At 71.1% G+C, this 19,590-nt stretch carries 20 protein-coding genes; 7 read left to right on the forward strand and 13 right to left on the reverse strand.

What is annotated here, in order from left to right; genetic code table 11:
• Positions 1-98: 98 nt before the first annotated feature.
• The 5 genes from glp to QM611_RS08205 are packed head-to-tail and all read left to right on the forward strand — an operon-like array spanning position 99 to position 2,916.
• On the forward strand, positions 99-1,340 hold the full coding sequence (gene glp, locus QM611_RS08185; RefSeq protein WP_415079419.1) for a gephyrin-like molybdotransferase Glp: 1,242 nt from the start codon (positions 99-101) through the stop codon (positions 1,338-1,340).
• A complete protein-coding gene (moaC, locus tag QM611_RS08190; protein WP_415079420.1) occupies positions 1,337-1,816 on the forward strand; it encodes a cyclic pyranopterin monophosphate synthase MoaC in 480 nt (159 codons plus the stop codon). Before glp ends, moaC begins: the two co-directional genes overlap by 4 nt.
• On the forward strand, positions 1,813-2,439 hold the full coding sequence (locus QM611_RS08195; RefSeq protein WP_415079421.1) for a molybdenum cofactor guanylyltransferase: 627 nt from the start codon (positions 1,813-1,815) through the stop codon (positions 2,437-2,439). The genes moaC and QM611_RS08195 overlap by 4 nt, the downstream gene beginning before the upstream one ends.
• Complete coding sequence (locus tag QM611_RS08200) at positions 2,432-2,686, forward strand: DUF6457 domain-containing protein (RefSeq protein ID WP_415079422.1); 255 nt, start codon at positions 2,432-2,434, stop codon at positions 2,684-2,686. The genes QM611_RS08195 and QM611_RS08200 overlap by 8 nt, the downstream gene beginning before the upstream one ends.
• Positions 2,683-2,916, forward strand: a complete 234-nt coding sequence (locus QM611_RS08205) for a MoaD/ThiS family protein (protein ID WP_415079423.1) — start codon at positions 2,683-2,685, stop codon at positions 2,914-2,916. The genes QM611_RS08200 and QM611_RS08205 overlap by 4 nt, the downstream gene beginning before the upstream one ends.
• Before the next feature lie 25 nt (positions 2,917-2,941).
• Here QM611_RS08205 and QM611_RS08210 read toward each other — a convergent pair whose 3' ends face one another.
• From QM611_RS08210 to QM611_RS08245, 8 genes are all read right to left on the reverse strand, one after another.
• Positions 2,942-3,367 carry a molybdenum cofactor biosynthesis protein MoaE gene (locus tag QM611_RS08210; RefSeq protein ID WP_415079424.1) on the reverse strand — a complete coding sequence of 142 codons (426 nt, stop codon included), beginning with the start codon at positions 3,365-3,367 and terminating at the stop codon, positions 2,942-2,944.
• Entirely contained in the window at positions 3,364-3,843 is a 480-nt protein-coding gene (locus tag QM611_RS08215) for a MogA/MoaB family molybdenum cofactor biosynthesis protein (protein ID WP_415079425.1), read from the reverse strand. Before QM611_RS08215 ends, QM611_RS08210 begins: the two co-directional genes overlap by 4 nt.
• A gap of 151 nt (positions 3,844-3,994) precedes the next feature.
• Positions 3,995-6,340: an FdhF/YdeP family oxidoreductase gene (locus QM611_RS08220; protein WP_415079426.1), complete on the reverse strand. Its 2,346-nt coding sequence runs from the start codon at positions 6,338-6,340 to the stop codon at positions 3,995-3,997.
• Positions 6,341-6,377: 37 nt separating this feature from the next.
• Positions 6,378-8,258: a helicase HerA-like domain-containing protein gene (locus QM611_RS08225; RefSeq protein ID WP_415079427.1), complete on the reverse strand. Its 1,881-nt coding sequence runs from the start codon at positions 8,256-8,258 to the stop codon at positions 6,378-6,380.
• Between the two features lie 9 nt (positions 8,259-8,267).
• Positions 8,268-8,915, reverse strand: coding sequence for a phosphatase PAP2 family protein (locus tag QM611_RS08230; protein WP_415079428.1), 648 nt, complete (start codon positions 8,913-8,915; stop codon positions 8,268-8,270).
• Positions 8,916-8,942: 27 nt separating this feature from the next.
• The gene (locus QM611_RS08235) at positions 8,943-10,280 is read right to left on the reverse strand and encodes a multidrug effflux MFS transporter (RefSeq protein WP_415079438.1); all 1,338 of its coding nucleotides are present in this window, start codon (positions 10,278-10,280) and stop codon (positions 8,943-8,945) included.
• A 188-nt stretch (positions 10,281-10,468) separates the two neighbouring features.
• Positions 10,469-11,641: a cystathionine gamma-synthase gene (locus QM611_RS08240; protein ID WP_415079429.1), complete on the reverse strand. Its 1,173-nt coding sequence runs from the start codon at positions 11,639-11,641 to the stop codon at positions 10,469-10,471.
• A 55-nt stretch (positions 11,642-11,696) separates the two neighbouring features.
• Positions 11,697-13,061, reverse strand: a complete 1,365-nt coding sequence (locus QM611_RS08245; protein ID WP_415079430.1) for a cystathionine beta-synthase — start codon at positions 13,059-13,061, stop codon at positions 11,697-11,699.
• Positions 13,062-13,129: 68 nt separating this feature from the next.
• Here QM611_RS08245 and QM611_RS08250 point away from each other — a divergent pair, with 68 nt between their 5' ends.
• The gene (locus tag QM611_RS08250; protein WP_415079431.1) at positions 13,130-13,858 is read left to right on the forward strand and encodes a DUF3105 domain-containing protein; all 729 of its coding nucleotides are present in this window, start codon (positions 13,130-13,132) and stop codon (positions 13,856-13,858) included.
• On the forward strand, positions 13,858-14,514 hold the full coding sequence (locus QM611_RS08255) for a DUF305 domain-containing protein (protein WP_415079432.1): 657 nt from the start codon (positions 13,858-13,860) through the stop codon (positions 14,512-14,514). The genes QM611_RS08250 and QM611_RS08255 overlap by 1 nt, the downstream gene beginning before the upstream one ends.
• A gap of 40 nt (positions 14,515-14,554) precedes the next feature.
• Here QM611_RS08255 and QM611_RS08260 read toward each other — a convergent pair whose 3' ends face one another.
• The 5 genes from QM611_RS08260 to rplJ form a co-directional block, all read right to left on the reverse strand.
• Positions 14,555-15,439 carry a carbohydrate ABC transporter permease gene (locus QM611_RS08260; protein WP_415079433.1) on the reverse strand — a complete coding sequence of 295 codons (885 nt, stop codon included), beginning with the start codon at positions 15,437-15,439 and terminating at the stop codon, positions 14,555-14,557.
• A complete protein-coding gene (locus tag QM611_RS08265) occupies positions 15,436-16,803 on the reverse strand; it encodes an ABC transporter permease subunit (protein ID WP_415079434.1) in 1,368 nt (455 codons plus the stop codon). The genes QM611_RS08260 and QM611_RS08265 overlap by 4 nt, the downstream gene beginning before the upstream one ends.
• Positions 16,804-16,813: 10 nt before the next feature.
• Positions 16,814-18,127: an ABC transporter substrate-binding protein gene (locus QM611_RS08270; protein WP_415079435.1), complete on the reverse strand. Its 1,314-nt coding sequence runs from the start codon at positions 18,125-18,127 to the stop codon at positions 16,814-16,816.
• Positions 18,128-18,327: 200 nt separating this feature from the next.
• The gene (gene rplL, locus QM611_RS08275; RefSeq protein ID WP_415079436.1) at positions 18,328-18,723 is read right to left on the reverse strand and encodes a 50S ribosomal protein L7/L12; all 396 of its coding nucleotides are present in this window, start codon (positions 18,721-18,723) and stop codon (positions 18,328-18,330) included.
• Positions 18,724-18,764: 41 nt separating this feature from the next.
• Positions 18,765-19,280: a 50S ribosomal protein L10 gene (gene rplJ, locus QM611_RS08280; RefSeq protein ID WP_415079437.1), complete on the reverse strand. Its 516-nt coding sequence runs from the start codon at positions 19,278-19,280 to the stop codon at positions 18,765-18,767.
• Between the last annotated feature and the right edge of the window lie 310 nt (positions 19,281-19,590).

Genomic DNA, 19,590 nt, shown 5'->3' on the forward strand with positions numbered 1-19,590 from the left:
CACGGCGTCCGCGCCGCGCGCGCCGCCGACGCGCTCGCCGCCCGCGGCATCGCGGCGGACGTGCTCGTCGGCGGGCTCGCGGCGTGGCGAGGCGACGCGTGAGCGAGCTGCGCTGCGTCGAGGAGCACCTCGACCACATCCTGGCGCACGTGCGCCCCCTCGATCCCGAGCTCGTCGCCCTCGCCGCCGCGCGCGGGCGCACGCTGCGCGCGCCGCTTCAGGCAGGGGTCGACATCCCAGTCTTCGACAACTCCGCGATGGATGGCTTCGCCGTGCGGTTCGCGGATGTCGCAGGCGCCGCCGGCGGCACGCCCGTGGCACTCCGCGTCGTGGCAGACCTGCCCGCCGGCAGCGCGCTGGACCCGCCCATCGGGCCGGGCGAGGCGGTGCGCATCATGACCGGGGCCGCCGTGCCGACCGCGGCCGACGCCATCGTGCCGTTCGAAGACACCGTGGGCGGCCTGGCCCACTCGCTGGGCGAGATCGCGGTGCTGTGCGCGCCGGCCCGGCCGGGCGCGCACATCCGGCGGCGCGGCGAGGACGCCGTCGCCGGAGACGAGATGCTGCCCGCGGGCGTCGCGCTCGGCCCGCTGCAGCTCGCCGCCGCGGCGGCGGCCGGCATCCCGCACGTCGTGGCGAGCCCGCGTCCGCGCGTGGCCGTCGTCTCGACGGGGTCGGAGCTCGTCGCGCCCGGGCTGCCGCTCGAGCGCGGCCAGATCCCCGAGTCCAACAGCGCGCTGCTCGCGGGCCTCGTCGAGGACGCGGGGGCGGTTGTCGCGCACCGCGCCGTCGTGTCGGACGACGGCGACGGTCTCGCGGCGCTCATGGCGCGGCTGTCGGGGGTGGACGCCGTAGTGTTCTCGGGCGGCGTCAGCGCGGGCGCCTACGAGGTGGTCCGAACGACCCTCGCCGACACGATGGAGTTCACGAAGGTCGCGCTGCAGCCAGGGAAGCCGCAGGGCTTCGGCGCGCTGGCGGCGGGACACCGCGTGACGCTGCTGTTCGGGCTGCCCGGCAACCCGGTGAGCGCCGCGGTGTCGTTCGAGGTGTTCGTGCGACCGGCGCTGCTCGCCCTCCAGGGTCGCGAGCGGCTGCAGCGGCCCGTGCTGCGGCTGCCCGCGGCATCCGGATGGCGCACGCCGCCCGGGCGGCGCCAGTACCTTCCCGCCGCGATCGATCGCGGCGACCCCGGCTGCTGGACGGTGCGCCCGGCGACGGCGGGCGGCTCGGGATCGCACTTGGCGGGCGGGCTGGCACGCGCCGAAGCGTACGCCGTCGTTCCGGCCGAGGTCGCCGAAGTGGCCGCGGGCGACCCCGTGGATGTCATGCTGATCTCATGACGGCGTTCTCGCACCTCGACGACGCGGGCAACGCGCGAATGGTGGATGTCACGGCCAAGCAGCCGACTGTGCGCGCCGCGACCGCACGCGGATTCGTGCGCTGCGCGCCGTCGGTCGTCTCCGCCCTGCGCGACGGCTCCGCGCCCAAGGGCGACGTGCTCGCCGTCGCCCGGGTCGCGGGAATCCAGGCCGCAAAGCGCACGCCCGACCTTCTGCCGCTCGCCCACGTGATCGGCGTGCACGGCTGCGTCGTGGAGCTCGCGATCGTCGACGACGGCGTCGAGATCGAGGCCACCGTCCGCACCGCCGACCGCACGGGCGTCGAGATGGAGGCGCTGACAGCCGTGTCGGTCGCGGCGCTCGCCGTCGTCGACATGGTGAAGGGCATCGACCGGTCGACCTCGATCGAGAGCGTGCGCGTCACCGCGAAAGAGGGCGGGCGCTCCGGAACGTGGACGCGCCCCGCGGAGCTGTGACCAGCATCGGGGCGATCCTCCTCGCGGGCGGCCGGGGCTCACGCGTGGGCGGCGCCGTCAAACCGCTCTTCGTGGTCGGCGGGCGCACCCTGCTGCACGCCGCGGTCGACGCGGCGCGGGATGCCGGAGCCGACCCGATCACGGTGGCAGCGCCCGTGCTCGACCCGACGCTGCCGGTGACGTGGGCCCCCGAGGACCCCCCGTTCGGCGGCCCCGTCGCGGGCATCATCGCGGGCCTGGACTCGTGGCGCGATTCGTGGGACGACTCAGCACCCGGAGCACCGGCGGCCGCCGTGCCCGAGTGGACTCTCGTGCTGGCATGCGACCTCCCCGATGTCGGCGCCGCCGTCTCGCGGCTGGTGCACGACATGATGCTCCTGCCCTCCGACATCGGCGGGGTGTGCCTCGCCGACGCGACGGGTCGCGCCCAGTGGCTCACCGGCCTGTACCGCACGGCGGCGCTGCGGGAGACCGCATCCACTCTTCCCGACCGCGGGCGCAACGCGTCGATGCGCGCGCTCGTCGCAGGTCTCAACGTCGCCGTCGTCGACGCGCCCGACGCGACCCGCGACATCGACACGTGGGAGGATCTGAAGCGAGCGAAGGAGCGAATGGATGGCTGAGCATCTGCCCCCGGAAGCCCTCGACGCGTGGGCCGACGCGTTGTGCGAGCGGTTCGCGCTGAGCCGCGACGACGTGCCGATCGCGCTGGTCCTCGATCTCGCGCGCGACGTGTCTAAGGGTGTGGCGCGACCGGCCGCGCCGTTCAGCGCCTATGTCGCCGGGCTCGTCGCGGGCCGCACTGGCAGCTCGCCCGATGTCGCGGTCGCCGCGATCACCGAGCTCGCCGCGGGGTGGGAGCGGGCGTGACCCGGGTGCGCTACTTCGCGGCCGCCGAAGAGGCGGTCGGCCGCGCGGAGGAGGCGCGCGACGAGGCGACGCTCGGCGCGCTGCGTGCCGCGCTCGTGAGCGAGCACCCGGGGCTGCGCGGCATCCTGCCCCGTTGCGCCGTGCTCGTCGACGGCGCGCAGCGCGACGACAATGCCGTGTTGACGGGTGCCGAGACGGTCGACGTGCTGCCGCCGTTCGCCGGCGGCTGACCCCTCGCTCTGTCGAGCGCCGCGCCTACCCGCCGAGGCCCTTCCACGCGGTCGATCCGTCGGCCTCGACCTGGCGCTTCCAGATCGGCAGGTCGGTCTTGATCGCCTCGATGAGCGCGCGGCACACGGCGAACGCGTCGCCGCGGTGGGCGGCGGCGACCGCGATCACGACGGCGGGCTCGCCGACATCCAGCCGTCCGACTCGGTGACTGACGGCCACGAGCGCGCCGGTGTCGCCGGCGGCCTCGGCCGCAAGCCGCCGCAGCGTCGCCTCGACGTCGGGATGGGCGGTGTACTCCAGCGCGACGACGGCGCCCGCAGCGTCGGGGTCGTGGTCGCGCACTCGCCCCACGAACACGGTCTCGGCGCCCATCGCCGGATCGGCGACGAGCGCGACGTGCGCGTCGAGCGAGAGCGGTTCGACGCTGATCGCGGCCAGGCGCACGGTCACGGGTGGTCGCCTCCGCCCAGCTGGTCGATCACGTGGCGCGCGATCGAGAGGACGACAGGCATGCCGGATGCCACGGCGCCCGGCGAGCCGGGGAGGTTCACCACGAGCGCGTCGCCCGCGACTCCGGCGAGCCCGCGCGACAGCATTCCCGCGGGCTTGTGCGCGGCGCCGAGGCGACGCAGCTCTTCGGCGATGCCCGGGAGCTCGCGCTCGAGCACGGCCACCGTGCCCTCGGGTGTGCGGTCGCGGGGGCCGATCCCCGTGCCGCCGGTGGTCACGACGAGCCGAGCGCCCGCGGCGAGAGCGGCGCGCAGCGCGCCCTGGACACTGTCGGCTCCGTCGGATACGACCACCGGATCGTCGCACGCGAACCCCGCCTCGCGCAGCGCCGCGACGGCGACCGGGCCGCTCGCGTCGTCGCGCGCGCCGGCCGCGGCGCGGTCTGAAACGGTGATCACGACGGCGGCGACGGGCATTGCCTCAGCCTACGCAGCCGGACGCGCTGCGGCGCGCCGGGCGACTCGCTCGCGCTATCGCAACCCGCAGTCGCCGCAGTGATTCGCGGGCGCGACTGCGGGTTTCTGTAGCGCGAGGCGCAGCTCCGCCCTGCTGAGCCCGCCCGTCGCGTCAGCGGTGCTCGAGCCGCACAATCACCGACTTCGAGGTCGGGGTGCCGCTCACGTCGGCGACCGAGTCCAGCGGCACGAGCACGTTGGTCTCCGGATAGTACGCGGCGGCGTTGCCGCGCGGGGTGTCGTACGCGATGACACGGAACTCCTCCGCCCGGCGTTCCTCGACCTCGCCGTCGGGGCGGCGCCACTCCGAGACGAGGTCGACGATCTCATCCTCCGCGAAGCCGAGCTTGTGGATGTCTGCCGGGTTGACCAGCACGACGCGCCGGCCGCCGTGGATGCCGCGGTAGCGGTCGTCCTTGCCGTAGATCGTGGTGTTGTACTGGTCGTGCGAGCGCAGCGTCTGCAGCAGCAGCCGGCCGTGCGGGATAGAGGGGTACTCGAGCGGGTTGGCCGTGAACATCGCCTTGCCCGTCGCAGTGGCGAACCGCCGCGCGTCGCGCGGGCCGTTGGGCAGGAACAGCGTGCGGCCCTTGTCGATCCTCGCCTCGTAGCCGTCGAAGCCCGGCACCACGTTCTGGATGTGCTGGCGGATGAGCGCGTAGTCGCCCTCGAGCGCCTCCCAGTCGGCCCGCGGCACTCCGGTCCCTGAGCCTGCCGAAGGGCGCCCCGCGCCGCCGAACAGCAGCGCGCACAGCCGCGCGATGATCGCGACTTCGCTGAGCAGGTCGTCCGCCGGCGGCGCGAGCCGGCCGCGCGAGGCGTGCACGGCGCTCATCGAGTCCTCGACCGTGACCTTCTGCTCGTGCTCGACGCCATCGGCGCCGGCCCGGCGGTCGCGGTCGGTGCGCCCGAGGGTGGGGAGGATGATGGCCCGCCGCCCGGTCACGACGTGCGACCGGTTGAGCTTGGTCGACACCTGCACGGTCAGGCCCACCCGCCGCATCGCCTCTTCGACGACCCGCGTGTCGGGCGTCGCCGAGACGAAGTTGCCGCCCATCCCCATGAAGAACCGAGTCTCGCCGTCGCGCATCGCGCGGATCGCGGCGACAGTGTCGTGCCCGTGCGCGCGCGGCGCGGTGAAGCCGAACTCGGCGTCCAGCGCAGCCAGGAACGCCTCCGACGGCTTCTCGTAGATGCCCATCGTGCGGTCGCCCTGCACGTTGGAGTGCCCGCGCACCGGGCACACGCCCGCCCCCGGCCGGCCGACGTTGCCCTGCAGCAGCAGCACGTTGACGACGTCGCGCAGCGTCGGCACCGAGTGCTTGTGCTGCGTGAGCCCCATCGCCCAGCACACGATGGTCGACCGCGACGTGCGCACGGTCTCGGCCACGCGGCGCAGTGTCTTCTCGGGCACGCCGGTCGCGGCGACGAGGTCGCTCCACGCGACATCCCTCATCGCCTGCCGGTACGCCTCGAATCCGCTCGTGTGCGCGGCGATGAAGTCGTGGTCGACGACTCCCCCGTCGCGCTCCTCGGCCTCCAGCAGATGCTTGCCGATCGCCTGGAACAGCGCCTGGTCGCCGCCGAGGCGGATCTGCACGAACTGGTCGGCCATCTTCGTGCCGCCGAGGATGACGCCCCTCACGGTCTGCGGGTTCTCGAACCGCACCAGCCCTGCCTCGGGCAGTGGGTTCACGGCGATGATCGTCGCGCCGTTCCGCTTGGCCTTCTCCAGCGCGCTGAGCATGCGCGGATGGTTGGTGCCCGGGTTCTGCCCCGCCACGATGAGCAGCGACGCGTTGTGCACGTCGTCGATCGACACCGTGCCCTTGCCGATGCCGAGCGTCTCGGTGAGGGCGGAGCCGGATGACTCGTGGCACATGTTCGAGCAGTCGGGCAGGTTGTTCGTGCCGAGCCCTCGCACGAGCAGCTGGTACAGGAACGCGGCCTCGTTCGACGTGCGGCCCGACGTGTAGAAGGTCGCCTCGTCGGGGTCGTCGAGGCCGCGGAGCGCGTCCGCGATCTCGCGCAGCGCGTCGTCCCACGAGATCGGCCGATAGTGCGTCGCTCCCTCGTCGAGGATCACGGGATGCGTCAGCCGCCCCTGCTGCCCGAGCCACCAGTCGTCGTGCTCTCGCAACTCGGCGACCGGGTGCGCGCCGAAGAACTCGGGGCCGACGCGCCGCAGCGTCGCCTCCTCGGCGACCGCCTTCGCGCCGTTCTCGCAGAACTCGGCGATGTGGCGGCGCTCTTCCTCCGGCCACGCGCAGCCAGGGCAGTCGAAGCCGTCCTTCTGATTGACGCGGAGGAGGGTCTGGATGCTGCGCGTGACGCCCATCTGCTCGTACGAGATCTCGAGCGCGTGCAGCACCGCCGGCACGCCGACGGCGACCTTCTTGCGCCCCGTGGCGCGGACCTTCGACTCGTCGATGTCCGCCTTCGGCGCCCTGGTGGCCATGCTCCGATGCTACGCCGCGCCGAAACGCGCCGAGCGGTCAGCGCCGGCCGTTGCCGAACAGCCCCCGGATCACGCCGGTCAGGATCGTCTGCGTCGTGCGCGAGTTGAGCACGCTCTCCACCGGCGACTTCGGCGTGCGCGTCGAGCGCGTGCGCGAGGTGCCTGCCGTCTTGCGCAGCAGCCGCTCGTACTCGGCCTGCGCCTTCTTGTCGGCGGCGGCCTTCGCCTTGTCGATCGCGGCCTGCTGTTTGGCGTACTCGGCATCCGCCTTCGCCTTCTCGAGCGCCTCCCGCTCCGCCGCGGCCGCGGCCTCCGCCGCGTTCATCTTCGCGGTGAGGATCTCGCGCGCCGACTCGCGGTCGATCGCCGTGCCGTACTTGGCCAGTAGCGGCGACGCGTTCACGGCGGCGACGATCGCCGGGTCGGGCGTCGGCGACATGAGGCCCTGCGGCGCGCGCAGCCGGGTCCACGCGACGGGCGTCGGCGCGCCCTTCTCGCTCATCACCGTGACGATCGCCTCGCCCGTGCCGAGCTCTTGCAGCACGCGCTCGAGGTCGTAGCCCGACTTCGGGTACGTGCCGACGGTGGCGCGCAGTGCCTTGGCGTCGTCGGGCGTGAACGCGCGCAGCGCGTGCTGCACGCGCGAGCCGAGCTGGGCGAGCACGTCGCCCGGCACGTCCTTCGGCGTCTGGGTGACGAAGAACACGCCGACGCCCTTGGACCGGATGAGCCGCACGGTCTGCGTGATCGCGGCGAGGAAGTCCTTCGACGCATCCTTGAACAGCAAGTGCGCCTCGTCGAAGAAGAACACGAGCTTGGGTTTGTCGAGGTCGCCGACTTCGGGAAGCAGCTCGAACAGCTCCGCCAGCAGGTACATGAGGAACGTGGAGAACAGCGCCGGCTTGTCGGCCACGCCCGGCACCTCCAGCAGCGAGACGATGCCGCGTCCGTCCGGCGCGGTGCGCAGGAAGTCGGCGACCTCGAACTCGGGCTCGCCGAAGAACACGTCGGCCCCGGCATCCGCGAACGTGATCAGCTCGCGCAGGATGACGCCGGCCGTCGCCGCCGACAGGCCGCCGAGCTCTTTCAGCTCGCCCTTGCCCTCGTCGCTCGTGAGGTAGCTGAGCACCGCGCGCAGGTCGGACAGGTCGACGAGGGCGAGCCCGTTCTCGTCGGCGTAGTGGAACACGAGGCCGAGGCTCGACTCCTGCGTCTCGTTGAGCCCCAGCACCTTGCTCAGCAGCAGCGGGCCGAACCCGCTGACGGTCGCGCGCACCGGCACGCCCTTGCCGATGCCGCCGAGGGCGAAGTACTCGGTGACGGATGCCTCGGGCTTCCAGTCCTGGCCGATGGCCTTCGTGCGGGCCAGGAGCTTCTCGTTCGGCTCGCCCGGGGTGGCAACGCCCGACAGGTCGCCCTTGATGTCGGCCGCGAACACGGGCACGCCCTTCGCGGCGAGCTGCTCGGCCAGGCCCTGCAGCGTGCGGGTCTTGCCGGTGCCGGTGGCGCCGGCGACGAGGCCATGGCGGTTGGTCATCGCGAGCGGGATGCGAATTTGCGCCTCGGGCACGGGGTCGGTGTTGACGAGGGCGCCGAGGTCGAGGGTCTCGGCCTCGAAGGTGTAGCCCGCGACGATCTTGGCCACTTCGTCGGCGTCGAGCGGGCCGGCAGTTTTACCCAGATCAGGAGATTCGGCGGGCTCAGGAGGTTTTGACGCAGAATCGTCCTGAGTCGGCGAAATCCCCTGATCTGGGGAAGGGGCGGGGGCCGGGTCGGCTGGGACAGGGGCAGGGGATGCGGCGGTGGATGCTGCCGCCTCGGCGGCGGCCAGCGCCGCCTTCGCCTGGGCCGCCTTGAGCTGTGCTTCTGCGAGCTCGGCCTCCGCGCGCAGTCGGGCGAGTTCGGCGTCGTCGGTCATGGGCACAGCCTATCCACGCGCGGCACCGCCGTCAGGCGCGGACGCGCGTCGGGCCTCGGCCGCCAGCGGGCGCAGCATCGCCGCGGCCACGAGCAACGCAGCCGACGCTCCAAGCAGCGCGCCGGCGACGGTGTCTGTCAGCCAGTGCGCGCCCAGGAGCATGCGCGACATCGCCATCAGCGCCATCCAGGCCGCGCCGGCCACCGCGACCCACACGCGCGGGAACAGCACCGCGAGCACGACGGCCATCGTCGCCGCGTTGGCCGTATGCCCCGACGGGAATGAACCGAAGTCCGACACGACGATCATGTCGTCGGGCCGCACGCGGCCGAACACATGCTTGACGATCTGCACGAACAGGGCGCTCACCGCGAGCGCCGCGACGAAGTAGCCCGCGGCCCAGAATCTGCGCCGCAACGCCAACAGGGCCGCGCCGAGCAGGGGCACGGCGTACACCGCGAACCAGCCGCCGCCGACCCAGTTCAGCGCGAAGGCGATGCTCTCCAGCGCCGGTCCTCGGACCGAGACGAAGAACTCCTGCGTCGCGCGGTCGATGCCGAGCGGGCCGCCGTGGACCCACACCCCGAGCGCGACCGCGGCCGCGAGCAAGACGAGCCCGACCCACAGGGGGCGGACGAACGCGCGGGCACCCGGCATCCGCCTATCCTCCCAGAGGCGTTCGTGTCACGGCGTGAGCATCGCCACCGAGCGCGGGCGCACGATCGCCCACAGCGCCACGACGCCGAGCACGGCGCATCCGATCATGACGGTCGCCATCGTGGTGGCGGTGATGCCCGCCTCGTGCGAAACCCAGCCGACGACCGGCGTGATGAGCCCCGCGACACCGAAGTTCGCGGCCCCGATGATCGACGCCGCGGTGCCCGCGGCCTTGCCGTGGCGGTCGAGCGCGAGCACCTGCACGCACGGCATCGTGAAACCGCACGCCGTCATGAACACGAACAGCGGCACGAGCGTGCCCCACAGTCCGAGGCCGAGCTGGTCGGCGACGGCGATCGCCGAGCCGGCCGCGACGAGCACGGCCGTCGAGAACGCGAGCACCCACTGCGGGCCGAAGCGCGCGGCCAGCCGCGACGCGGCCTGCACGCCCGCCACGAGGCCGAGCGAGTTGACCGCGAACAGCACGCCGTACTGCTGCGCGTCGAGCTGGTAGCTCTGCTGGAACAAGAACGGCGAGGCCGACAGGTACGAGAACAGTCCGCTGAAGCTCATCGCGCCGATGAGGATGACACCGACGAACACGCGATCGCTGAACACGGCGCGGTAGCGCTGCCACACCGTGGTGCTGCCCTTCTCCTGCCGGCGCTCGCGCGGCAGGGTCTCGGGGATGAACACGGCGACCATCGCCAGCATGACGACGCTGTAGGCGGACAGCACGACGAAGATGCCGCGCCACGGCATCACCAGCAGCAGCGCCGAGCCGAGCAGCGGCGCGATCACGGGGGCGGCGCCCGAGACGAGCGCGAGGCGCGACAGCATCACGACCAGGCGGCGCCCGCCGAATAGGTCGCGCACGATCGCCGCGGCGACGACGCCGCCGGCCGCGGCGCCCGCGCCCATCAGCACACGCGCCACCATCAGCAGGTCGAGCGTCGGCGCGAACGCCGCGAGGAGGCTGGCCACGACGTGCAGGACGGTGACTGCGAGCAGCGGGATGCGGCGGCCCACCTTGTCGGACAGCGGCCCGACGATCAGCTGGCCGAGCGCGAAGCCGATCATGGTGCCCGTCAACGTCAGCTGGATCGCCGCGGCCGTCGTGTTGAAGTCGGCCTCGAGCACCGGGAACGCCGGCAGGTACAGATCGATCGTGAACGGGCCGAGCGCGGTCAGCGCACCGAGCAGGATGATGTAGAGCACCCGGCGGCCGGCCGGGATGGCGTCGCCGGGGTGCAGCATGACCGGCGCGGTGGCCGGGTTGGAGCCGAGGGTGCGGATGGCGCCGGTCGGCGATCCGGGCAGCCGGATGCGGCCGGAGTCCGTCATCCCCGCCTCGACGGCGTCCATCGCACGCGTGATCGCCGGCTCGACCTCGATGGGCCGCGTCGGCGCGATGCGCGCGGCAGGCTCGGTCTCCGGCGGCCGGGAGATGGGGGCGGTGGTGGTCATGGGTCGTCGCAGCGTGAAATCGAATCGTTTCGAATCAGTGTAACAGCGTTGTCTGGACGCCCGCTTCGCGTGCGATGTGTCCTGGCTCAGCGGGCGATGCGCCCCAGCGCCGCCTCGAGGTCGGCGACGAGGTCGCCGGCATCCTCGATCCCCACCGAGAGCCGCACCACGTTCTCGGGCACCGCGAGCGCGGTGCCGCGCACCGACGCGTGGGTCATGTCCGGCGGGTAGCCGATGAGCGACTCGACACCGCCCAGCGACTCGGCGAGCTGGAACACGCGGGTCGACTCGGCGTACGCGCGCGCCGCGGCAGGCCCGGCGGCGAGCCCCACCGACACCATGCCGCCGAAGCCTGTCATCTGCCGCGCGGCGAGGTCGTGGCCGGGATGCGACGAGAGCCCCGGATAGTACACGGCCTCGAACTCCGCCCGCCCGGCCGCCCACTCGGCGACCGCCTGCGCGTTCTCCGAGTGCCGCTGCATCCGAACCCCGAGGGTCTTGATGCCGCGGGTCGTGAGCCACGCGTCCAGCGGGGCCGACACGGCGCCGACGGCGAACTGCTGGAACCCGACCGCCTCAAGCAGCGCGTCGTCGCGCAGCACCACTGCCCCGCCGAGCACGTCGGAGTGCCCGCCGAGGTACTTCGTCGTCGAGTGCACGACGACATCGGCGCCGAGCTCGAACGGGCGCTGCAGCGCAGGGGTGGCGAACGTGTTGTCCACCACGAGCGTCGCGCCCGCGCCGTGCGCGAGCTCGGCGAGAGCGGCGACATCCGTGATCTTCAGCAGCGGGTTGCTGGGCGTCTCGACCCAGACGATCCGGGTGGACGGCCGCATCGCCGCCCGCACCGCGTCGAGGTCGCCGAGCTCGGCCGTGGTCGTCTCGATGCCCCACGGGCCGAAGATGCGCGTGAGCAGCCGGTACGTGCCGCCGTACACGTCGTTGCCGATGACGATGTGGTCGCCCGGCTTCAACGCCGCCCGCAGCAGCGCGTCCTCTGCGGCTAGGCCCGACGAGAACGAGCGCGCGTGCGCGCCGCCCTCGAGGGCTGCCAGCTGCGTCTCCAGCGACGTGCGCGTCGGGTTGCCCGACCGGTTGTACTCGTAGCCGCCGCGGAATCCGCCGATGCCGTCTTGCACGAACGTCGAGGTCTGGTAGATCGGCGGGATGATCGCGCCGGTGGTCGGATCGAACTCTTGCCCTGCATGGATGGCGAGAGTGTCGAAGTGCTGCGGGGTGTCGTCGTGCTGAGTGCTCACCAGACGAGCCTAAGCCGACCACGGGGTCCGCGGCGCGTGTGTGACGCCGCGGGGGTCAGCGGGAGAGGTAGGCCAGCAGGTCTTGCCGGGTCACGACCGTGTGCGGCTTGCCGTCGCGCGTCACCAGCAGCGCGTCGGCGGTCGCCAGCGCGTCTCGCGCGCGTGCCACGGAGTCGTGCACGCCGATGAGCGGCAACAGCCCGTCCACGTGCAGCGAAACGGCATCCGTCGTCTTCGCCTCGCCGCGGAAGACCTTGTCGAGCAGGCCCTTCTCGTCGATCGAGCCGACGACCTCGCCCATCACGACCGGCGGCGCGGCCGCCAGCACGAGCAGCTGCGAGACGCCGAACTGCCGCATGAGCGTGATCGCGTCGAGCACCGTGTCGGTGGGCGTCGCGTGGACGAGTTCCGGGATGCCGGTGGCCCGGGTGGCCACGACATCCGCCACCGTCTCGCGGTCGTCCGAGCCGATGAAGCCGTACGCGCGCATCCACTGGTCGTTGAAGATCTTGCCGAGGTAGCCGCGGCCGCCGTCGGGCAGCAGCACGACCACGACGGCCGATGCCGGCAGCTCGCGTGCGACCCGCAGCGCTCCGGCGACCGCCATTCCGCTCGAGCCGCCGACGAGCAGACCCTCCTCGCGGGCGAGGCGGCGGGTCATCGCGAACGACTCCGCGTCGCCGACCGCCACGATCTCGTGCGGCACGGCGGGGTCGTACGCGCCCGGCCAGATGTCCTCGCCCACGCCCTCGACGAGGTACGGCCGGCCCGACCCCCCGCTGTACACGCTGCCCTCGGGGTCGACGCCGACGATGCGCACCGCGTCGTCCGATACTTCGCGCAAGTATCGACCGGTGCCCGAGATCGTGCCGCCGGTGCCGACGCCGGCGACGAAGTGCGTGACGCGCCCGTCGGTGTCGCGCCAGATCTCGGGCCCCGTGGTCTCGTAGTGGCTGCGCGGCCCGTTCGGGTTCTCGTACTGGTTCGGCTTGAACGCTCCCGGGATCTCGCGGGCGAGGCGGTCGCTCACGCTGTAGTACGACTCCGGCGAGTCGGCCGGCACCGACGTCGGCGTCACCACGACCTCCGCGCCGTACGCGGTGAGCACGTCGATCTTGTCCTGGCCGACCTTGTCGGGCAGCACGAACACGCAGCGGTAGCCGCGCTGCTGCGCGACCAGAGCGAGGCCGACGCCCGTGTTGCCGCTCGTCGGCTCGACGATCGTGCCGCCGGGCCCCAGTTCTCCCGACGCCTCGGCGGCGTCGATGATGCGCTCGGCGATGCGGTCTTTGCTCGACCCGCCCGGGTTGAGGTACTCGACTTTGACGAGCACGGTGGCGGCCACGCCCTCGGTCACACGGTTGAGGCGCACGAGAGGGGTGTCGCCCACGAGGTCGATGACGGTCTTGGCAAATCGCACACCTCCACGGTAGCCGCTGCGCCGTCGGCGGGCTCCCGTAGGCTGGTTGGCGGAGCCCCGGGAGAACGATGACACCGAAACGGCAGCCCTCCGCCGAGCAGCGCGCGAGCGGCAACCCGGCCACGCAGGCCGAGATCGCCCACACCGTCAAGCAGCAGCGCGAGGCGAAGAAGCAGGAGAAGCTCGCCGAGTACCAGCGGCAGCTGGCCCGCCGCCGGCGCAGCAAGCTCGTGTGGTGGACGGTCGGCGTCGCGGCGGCGATCGTCATAGCAGCGGTGGTGGTGGCATCCTTCGTCTTCGCCCCCAAGCCGGCCCCGGCGGCCGAATACACCGAGCACGACAGCACGGGCGCCGTCATCGAAGGTGTGGAGACGTTCGAGAACGTCTCCGAGCACACCCAGGAAGCCGTCGACTACCCGCAGAGCCCGCCGGCCGGCGGACCGCACAACCCGTACTGGCTCAACTGCGGCATCTACACCGAGCCGCAGCAGAACGAGTACGCCACGCACTCGCTCGAGCACGGCGCGGTGTGGGTGACGTACGACGCGGCGAAGGTGGATGGCGACCAGCTCGCTGAGCTGCGCGCCCAGCTGCCGTCGACCTACGTCATCCTGTCGCCGTACGAGGGCCTGGACTCGCCGATCGTGCTCAGCGCGTGGAACGCGCAGCTCAAGCTCGACTCGGCCAGCGACGCGCGCATCCCGCAGTTCTTCGAGGAGTATTGGCGCAGCCAGAACGTGCCCGAGCCGACGTCGTCGTGCACGGGCGCGATCGACGGTCCGGGCAAGCAGAGCTGATGGCCGGCGCCCCGGCCGACCCGCCACGCTGGCTGCTGGTCGCGGTCGCGGTGCTCGCCGCGGCGGCGTTGGCGTTCGGCATCGGCCGCTTCACCGCCTTCGACACGGGCGGCAGCACCGCGCCCGCCGAGGCCGCGAACGCGGCGGACGCCGGATTCGCCCGCGACATGCAGACGCACCACGCCCAGGCCGTGGAGATGGCGATGACGGCCTACCGATCCACGGCCGACGACGAGTTGCGCGCGCTGGCGTACGACATCGCGACCGGCCAGGCCGCCCAGTCGGGCCAGATGTACGAGTGGCTCGTGGGCTGGGGGCTGCCCCAGGCGGGCGATCCGCCGATGTTGTGGATGTCGGAGCACGCCGGGCACGGCGAGGCGATGACCGACGCCGAGCTGCGCGAGGCGATGGGCATGGCCACGGATGCCGAGCTGTCCGCCCTGCGCGCGGCCCCCGCCGGCAGCGCCGAGGGGGACTGCCTGTTCCTGCGCCTCATGGTCCGCCACCACGAGGGCGCGATCAGCATGGTCGCCGCGGTCCTCGAGCGGGGCAGCCAGCCCCGCGTGCTCGAGGTGGCCGGCGCGATGAAGGCCACCCAGTCGGCGGAGATCGACGCGATGAGGGGGATGCAGCGGAGCCTCGGCTGCGCGGGCTGACCCGGCATGCGGCATCCCCGGATCGATCCGGGCACGCGACTCACTTCTGCGAGCCAGCCATCAGCGCCTGCACGAAATAGCGCTGGAAGGCGAAGAACACGATCAGCGGCACGATCATCGACAGGAACGCGCCCGACGAGAGCACGTCGATGTTCGCGCCGAACTGGCGCAGTTGTGACTGGATGGCCACCGTCAGCGGCTGCGACTCCGAGTTCGTGAAGATGAGCGCCACGAGCATGTCGTTCCACGTCCACAGGAACTGGAAGATCGCGAGCGACGCGACCGCCGGCAGGCCCAGCGGAAGGATGACCTGCAGGAAGATGCGCCACTCCCCCGCGCCGTCGATGCGAGCGGCCTCGAGCAGTTCGGCGGGCACCTGCGTGAAGAAGTTCCGCAGCAGGAAGATGGCGAACGGCAGCCCGAAGGCGACGTGGAACAGGATGACGCCGATCACCGTGCCGAAGATCCCGAGCGCGCCGAACAGCCGCGCGAGCGGGATCAGCGCGACCTGAATCGGCACCGCGAGCAGCACGATCACGCAGATGAGCAGCCAGTCCCGGCCGGGGAAGGCCATCCACGCGAACGCGTGCGCGGCGATCCCGCCGATCAGCACAACCAACACGGTGCTGGGAACGGCGATCACGATCGTGTTCCAGAACGACCCGGTGATGGTCGGGTTGGAGAGCAAGTTGGCGTAGTTCTCCAGCGTCAGCTCGGCCGGTTTCGTGAACACCGTCCACCATCCCGACGACGAGCTGTCGCCCGCCGTGCGCAACGACGTGACGAACAAGCCGATGCTCGGGATGAGCCAGAACAGGGCGACGACCATCAGCACGATGTTGACGACGCTCGAGCTGAGCACGCCGAGAATACGCTGGCCGACGGTCTTCTTGCCGCGGACAATGGCGAGGTCGGACGCGGTCATCGGCTGCGCTCCTCACGGAACCGACGGACGTTGATGATCATCGAGGGCAGCACGAGGATCAGCAGCAGGATCGCGAGTGCCGAGCCGAGTCCCTGGTTGTTGCCGCCGCCGAACGACACCGTCCACATCTCGACGGCGATGACGTTCGCCGCCGGCTTGGATTGGCCGGGCGGTATCACGTAGACGAGGTCGAAGATCTTCAGCACGTTGATGACGAGCGTCACGAACACGACGACCAGCACGGGCGAGAGCAACGGGGCCGTGATCCGAGTGAACACCTGCCACTCGTTGGCACCGTCGATGCGCGACGCCTCCTGCAGCGAACGGTCCATCGCCGACAGGCCGGAGGCGATCATGACCATCGCGAACCCGGCCCAGATCCAGACGTACGACAGGATGATGACGGCGTTGATGAGCGCCGGCCCGAGCCACGAGACACCCTGGAAGCCCTCCGTGAAGTTGGTCGCCGGCAGCGCCACGCGATAGCCCTCGCCCGCATCCAGCCCCTCGATGACGAACTCTCCGCCGGCGCCCGTGGTCGCATACCCGCGCACCGAGCCGTCGGGGGCGACCGCCTCGACGCGGATCCCCGGCAGACCGCTCTTGCCATCCTGGATTTCTCCGTTCGTCCCCCCGCCACCGCTGACGACGTCGAGGAACACCGTTCCGGTGATCTGGTCGCCGCCGGGCGCCGGCGGCTGGACGGCCTGGGCGGCGTCGTCAGGCAGGTTCGACTGACGGATGCCGGTGAGCGGGAAGTTCTGCGAGTCGCCGGCGCGCAGCTCGCCCTCGCTCGCGATGACGCCCCCGTCGGCGATGACCCCGAACCCGTCGCGGGGCCGCGCGCCCGGGTAGCCCGCCTCGTCGGAGAACAGGTTGTTGATGCCCACCACGGTCGCGTTGACGACCCCGAGGTTGGGGTCTTCCTGGAACATGCCGCGGAAAATGACTCCCGCGGCGAGCATCGAGATCGCCATCGGCATGAAGATGATCAGCTTGAACGCGGTCTTCCACTTCAGCTTCTCGAGCAGCACGGCGAAGATCAGGCCGAGGATCGTGCACGTGATCGGGGCCACGATCACCCACATGAGGTTGTTGCGGATCGCGGTGAACGTCGTTTCGTTCGTGAACATCGTGACGTAGTTCTCGAAGCCGACGAACTCGTCCCCCGCCGTGCTGTAGAACGAGCGGATCACCGTGTACACGATCGGGTAAACCACGAGAGCGCCCAGAACCACGAGCGCGGGCGCCAGGAAGGACGCGAGCAGGACGGTGCGGCGCAGCCGGCCATCCCCCCGGCGACGAGCTCTGGGCCCGCCGCCGGGGACGGCCGACGTGTCCGCCGCCTCGGCGAGAACGGTCACGGCCGCGTGCTCAGTAGGCGGCGGCAGCGGCCTTCTCGAGCCGCTTCATCGTGCCCTCGATGTCTCCGGGCTTCTCGTAGAAGGTGATCATCTCCTGCCAGAACCCCTGCCCCTGGGTGCCGCCGAAGGCGCTCGGCGTCAGATCGGACATGTCGAAGCGGAACGTCTCGGCGCTGGTGAGCGCCTCGGCAATCTGCCGCGACACATCGTCCGGATAGAGCGCGGTGTCCACCCCGTTGTTGGGCGATGTCAGACCCCCCTTGGGCACCCACACCTCCGCCGACTCCGGCGAGGCGAGGTAGGCCATGAGCGCGTTGGTCGCCTCGTCGTCGGTGAACTGCACGGCGACGTCACCGCCGCCGACGACCGCGGGGGCGGAGCCGTTGATCGCCGGGAAGTCGTAGAACAGCGCGTTCTCGCCGACCACCGAGTTGCCGTCGGCCGTGATGTTCCCCGCCACGAAGTCGCCCTCGTACACGGTGCCGGCCTCGGGGTTCGCGCCGAACACCGCGGTCACGCTGTCGGGGAAGGTGCGCTGCGCGCCACCTGGCTGCAGCACGTCGCTGCTCCACAGCTCGCCGAGCACCGTCAGAGCCTCCTTCACCGATGCGTCGGTCCACGGAATCTCGTGCTTGGTGAGCTGGTCGTACTTGTCCGCGCCGGCGGTGCGGAGGTACACGTTCTCGAACCAGTCGGTCAAGGGCCAACCGACATCCGCGCCGACCGAGATCCCGGAGTACCCGGAGTCCTGGACCAGCTGCAACTGGTCCATGAACCCGTCCCAGTCCTCGGGAACGGTCGCGCCAGCCTCGCTGTAGATGTCGTTGTTGTACCAGACCGTGGACTTGTTCGCGGCCTTGAACCACACCCCGTACAACTCGTCGCCGACGGTGCCGAGGTCGATCCAGCTCTGCGAGTAGTTCGCTTCGACGGCGGTGCGCACATCGTCGCTGACAGGCTTGATGTCGCCGCTCTCGGCGAGCGACTGCATGAGCGCCGGCTGGCCGATGACCGCGACGTTGGGCGGCGTGCCGCCCTCGATCTGGCCCTGGATGAACGTGGGGCCATTGTCGCCGAAGCTCGTGTAGTTCACTTTTGCGCCGGTGTCGTCGGTGAACTTCTTCAGCACCGCCTCGAAGTTCTCCTGCTCGGCCCCGGACCAGGCGGCGACGACGTTGAGGGTGGTCCCGGCAAGGTCGCCTCCGCCGCCACTGCTCTCGGTGCTGCCGCCGCCTCCGCCGCCGGAACATCCGGCGATGAGGGCTGCTGTGGTCACGAGCGCCGCCGTTGCGGCTGCGGCGCGGACATGGGTGTGGGCGTTCATTCGTTTCCCCTTCATCGTTGAGTCGGGCAACGTGCCGAGCCAGACGGCGATCGGCGCGAAATCGCTTCCACCGTTAAACATAAGCACCGAGGACAACGTCTTCAAGACGCCCGCTCGAAGGGTGGCGGGCGCACGAGAGCCCCGAGGGCGCGCCCTCGGGGCTCTCGTGCGAAACGCCGCGCTGCGGCATCCGCTCGGTCTTACTTGAGGGTGACGGTCGCGCCGGCTTCCTCGAGGGACGCCTTCGCCTTCTCGGCGGTCTCCTTGTTCGCGCCCTCGAGCACGGGCTTCGGAGCGGCGTCGACGACGGCCTTGGCCTCGCCGAGGCCGAGCGAGGTGAGCTCGCGGACGACCTTGATGACCTGGATCTTCTTGTCGCCGGCGGCCTCGAGGATGACATCGAACGAGTCCTTCTCCTCCTCGGCGGCGGCCTCGCCACCGGCGCCACCGGCGGCCGGCGCGCCAGCGGCGACGGCGACGGGGGCGGCGGCGGTGACCTCGAAGGTCTCCTCGAACTTCTTCACGAACTCGCTGAGCTCAATGAGCGAGAGCTCCTTGAACGCGTCGAGCAGCTCGTCGGTGCTGAGCTTTGCCATTTCTTTCTCCTTGATTCGGGGTGTGTCTGCCGCGGACCGGTTCAGGCCGCGGACTCCTGCTTCTCACGCAACGCGTCGACCGTGCGGACGGCCTTCGACAGCGGGGCGTTGAAGACATATGCCGCCTGGAACAGCGAGGCCTTGAAGGCGCCGGCGAGCTTCGCCAGCAGGACTTCACGGCTCTCGAGGTCGGCGAGCTTGCCTACCTCTTCCGCGCTCAGGGGGGCGCCATCGAAGTAGCCGCCCTTGATCACGAGAAGAGGGTGTGCCTTGGCGAAGGCACGCAGACCCTTTGCGACGGCGACCGGGTCGCCGTGCACGAACGCGATGGCCGACGGACCCTTCAGGTCGTCGTCCAGCGAGTCGATCCCGGCGTTGTTCGCCGCGATCTTGGTCAGCGTGTTCTTCACCACGGCGTAATCCGCGTCCTGACGAATGCTGTTGCGCAGCTCTTTGAGCTGGGCAACCGTCAGACCGCGGTACTCGGTCAGCAGAACGGCAGTCGAGTCCTCGAAGTTCTTCGTGAGCTCGGCAACCGTTGCGTCCTTTTGCGCCATGGCCACTCCTTGATTGTGCGAGACGCTCCGCGGTGCGGGCGCCGCCTTCGACTCCGGGGCTGCAAAGAAAAAGCTCCGGCGCAAGCGCACGGAGCTGAACAGCTGTTCGTGTCACCTGCGCAGGCCCCTGCTCAGCAGTAGCTTCGATCGCCATTCGCTAGCGCGCACGACGATGACCGGCGGTCTTCGGCATCCCCACTATACGTCCCCCGTCCCCCTCCCCCAAATCCCCCTCCCCCTCTCCCCCTCTCCCCCTCCCGGATCGCCGAGCCCACCCTGTGCGCCCGAGCCCACCCTCTAGATTCCGTAC

Source organism: Microbacterium sp. (assembly GCF_047606685.1).
Lineage (GTDB): Bacteria > Actinomycetota > Actinomycetes > Actinomycetales > Microbacteriaceae > Microbacterium.

What these genes read in the sequence shown, in the direction of transcription:
- QM611_RS08230 (WP_415079428.1), bottom strand. Translation starts at nt 8,915, where the DNA reads ATGCCGGGTGCCCGCGCGTTCGTCCGCCCCCTGTGGGTCGGGCTCGTC.
- rplL (WP_415079436.1), bottom strand. Translation starts at nt 18,723, where the DNA reads ATGGCAAAGCTCAGCACCGACGAGCTGCTCGACGCGTTCAAGGAGCTC.
- QM611_RS08270 (WP_415079435.1), bottom strand. Translation starts at nt 18,127, where the DNA reads ATGAACGCCCACACCCATGTCCGCGCCGCAGCCGCAACGGCGGCGCTC.
- QM611_RS08215 (WP_415079425.1), bottom strand. Translation starts at nt 3,843, where the DNA reads ATGCCCGTCGCCGCCGTCGTGATCACCGTTTCAGACCGCGCCGCGGCC.
- QM611_RS08200 (WP_415079422.1), top strand. Translation starts at nt 2,432, where the DNA reads ATGGCTGAGCATCTGCCCCCGGAAGCCCTCGACGCGTGGGCCGACGCG.
- moaC (WP_415079420.1), top strand. Translation starts at nt 1,337, where the DNA reads ATGACGGCGTTCTCGCACCTCGACGACGCGGGCAACGCGCGAATGGTG.
- QM611_RS08250 (WP_415079431.1), top strand. Translation starts at nt 13,130, where the DNA reads ATGACACCGAAACGGCAGCCCTCCGCCGAGCAGCGCGCGAGCGGCAAC.
- QM611_RS08235 (WP_415079438.1), bottom strand. Translation starts at nt 10,280, where the DNA reads ATGGACGCCGTCGAGGCGGGGATGACGGACTCCGGCCGCATCCGGCTG.
- QM611_RS08220 (WP_415079426.1), bottom strand. Translation starts at nt 6,340, where the DNA reads ATGGCCACCAGGGCGCCGAAGGCGGACATCGACGAGTCGAAGGTCCGC.
- QM611_RS08255 (WP_415079432.1), top strand. Translation starts at nt 13,858, where the DNA reads ATGGCCGGCGCCCCGGCCGACCCGCCACGCTGGCTGCTGGTCGCGGTC.
- QM611_RS08225 (WP_415079427.1), bottom strand. Translation starts at nt 8,258, where the DNA reads ATGACCGACGACGCCGAACTCGCCCGACTGCGCGCGGAGGCCGAGCTC.
- rplJ (WP_415079437.1), bottom strand. Translation starts at nt 19,280, where the DNA reads ATGGCGCAAAAGGACGCAACGGTTGCCGAGCTCACGAAGAACTTCGAG.
- QM611_RS08260 (WP_415079433.1), bottom strand. Translation starts at nt 15,439, where the DNA reads ATGACCGCGTCCGACCTCGCCATTGTCCGCGGCAAGAAGACCGTCGGC.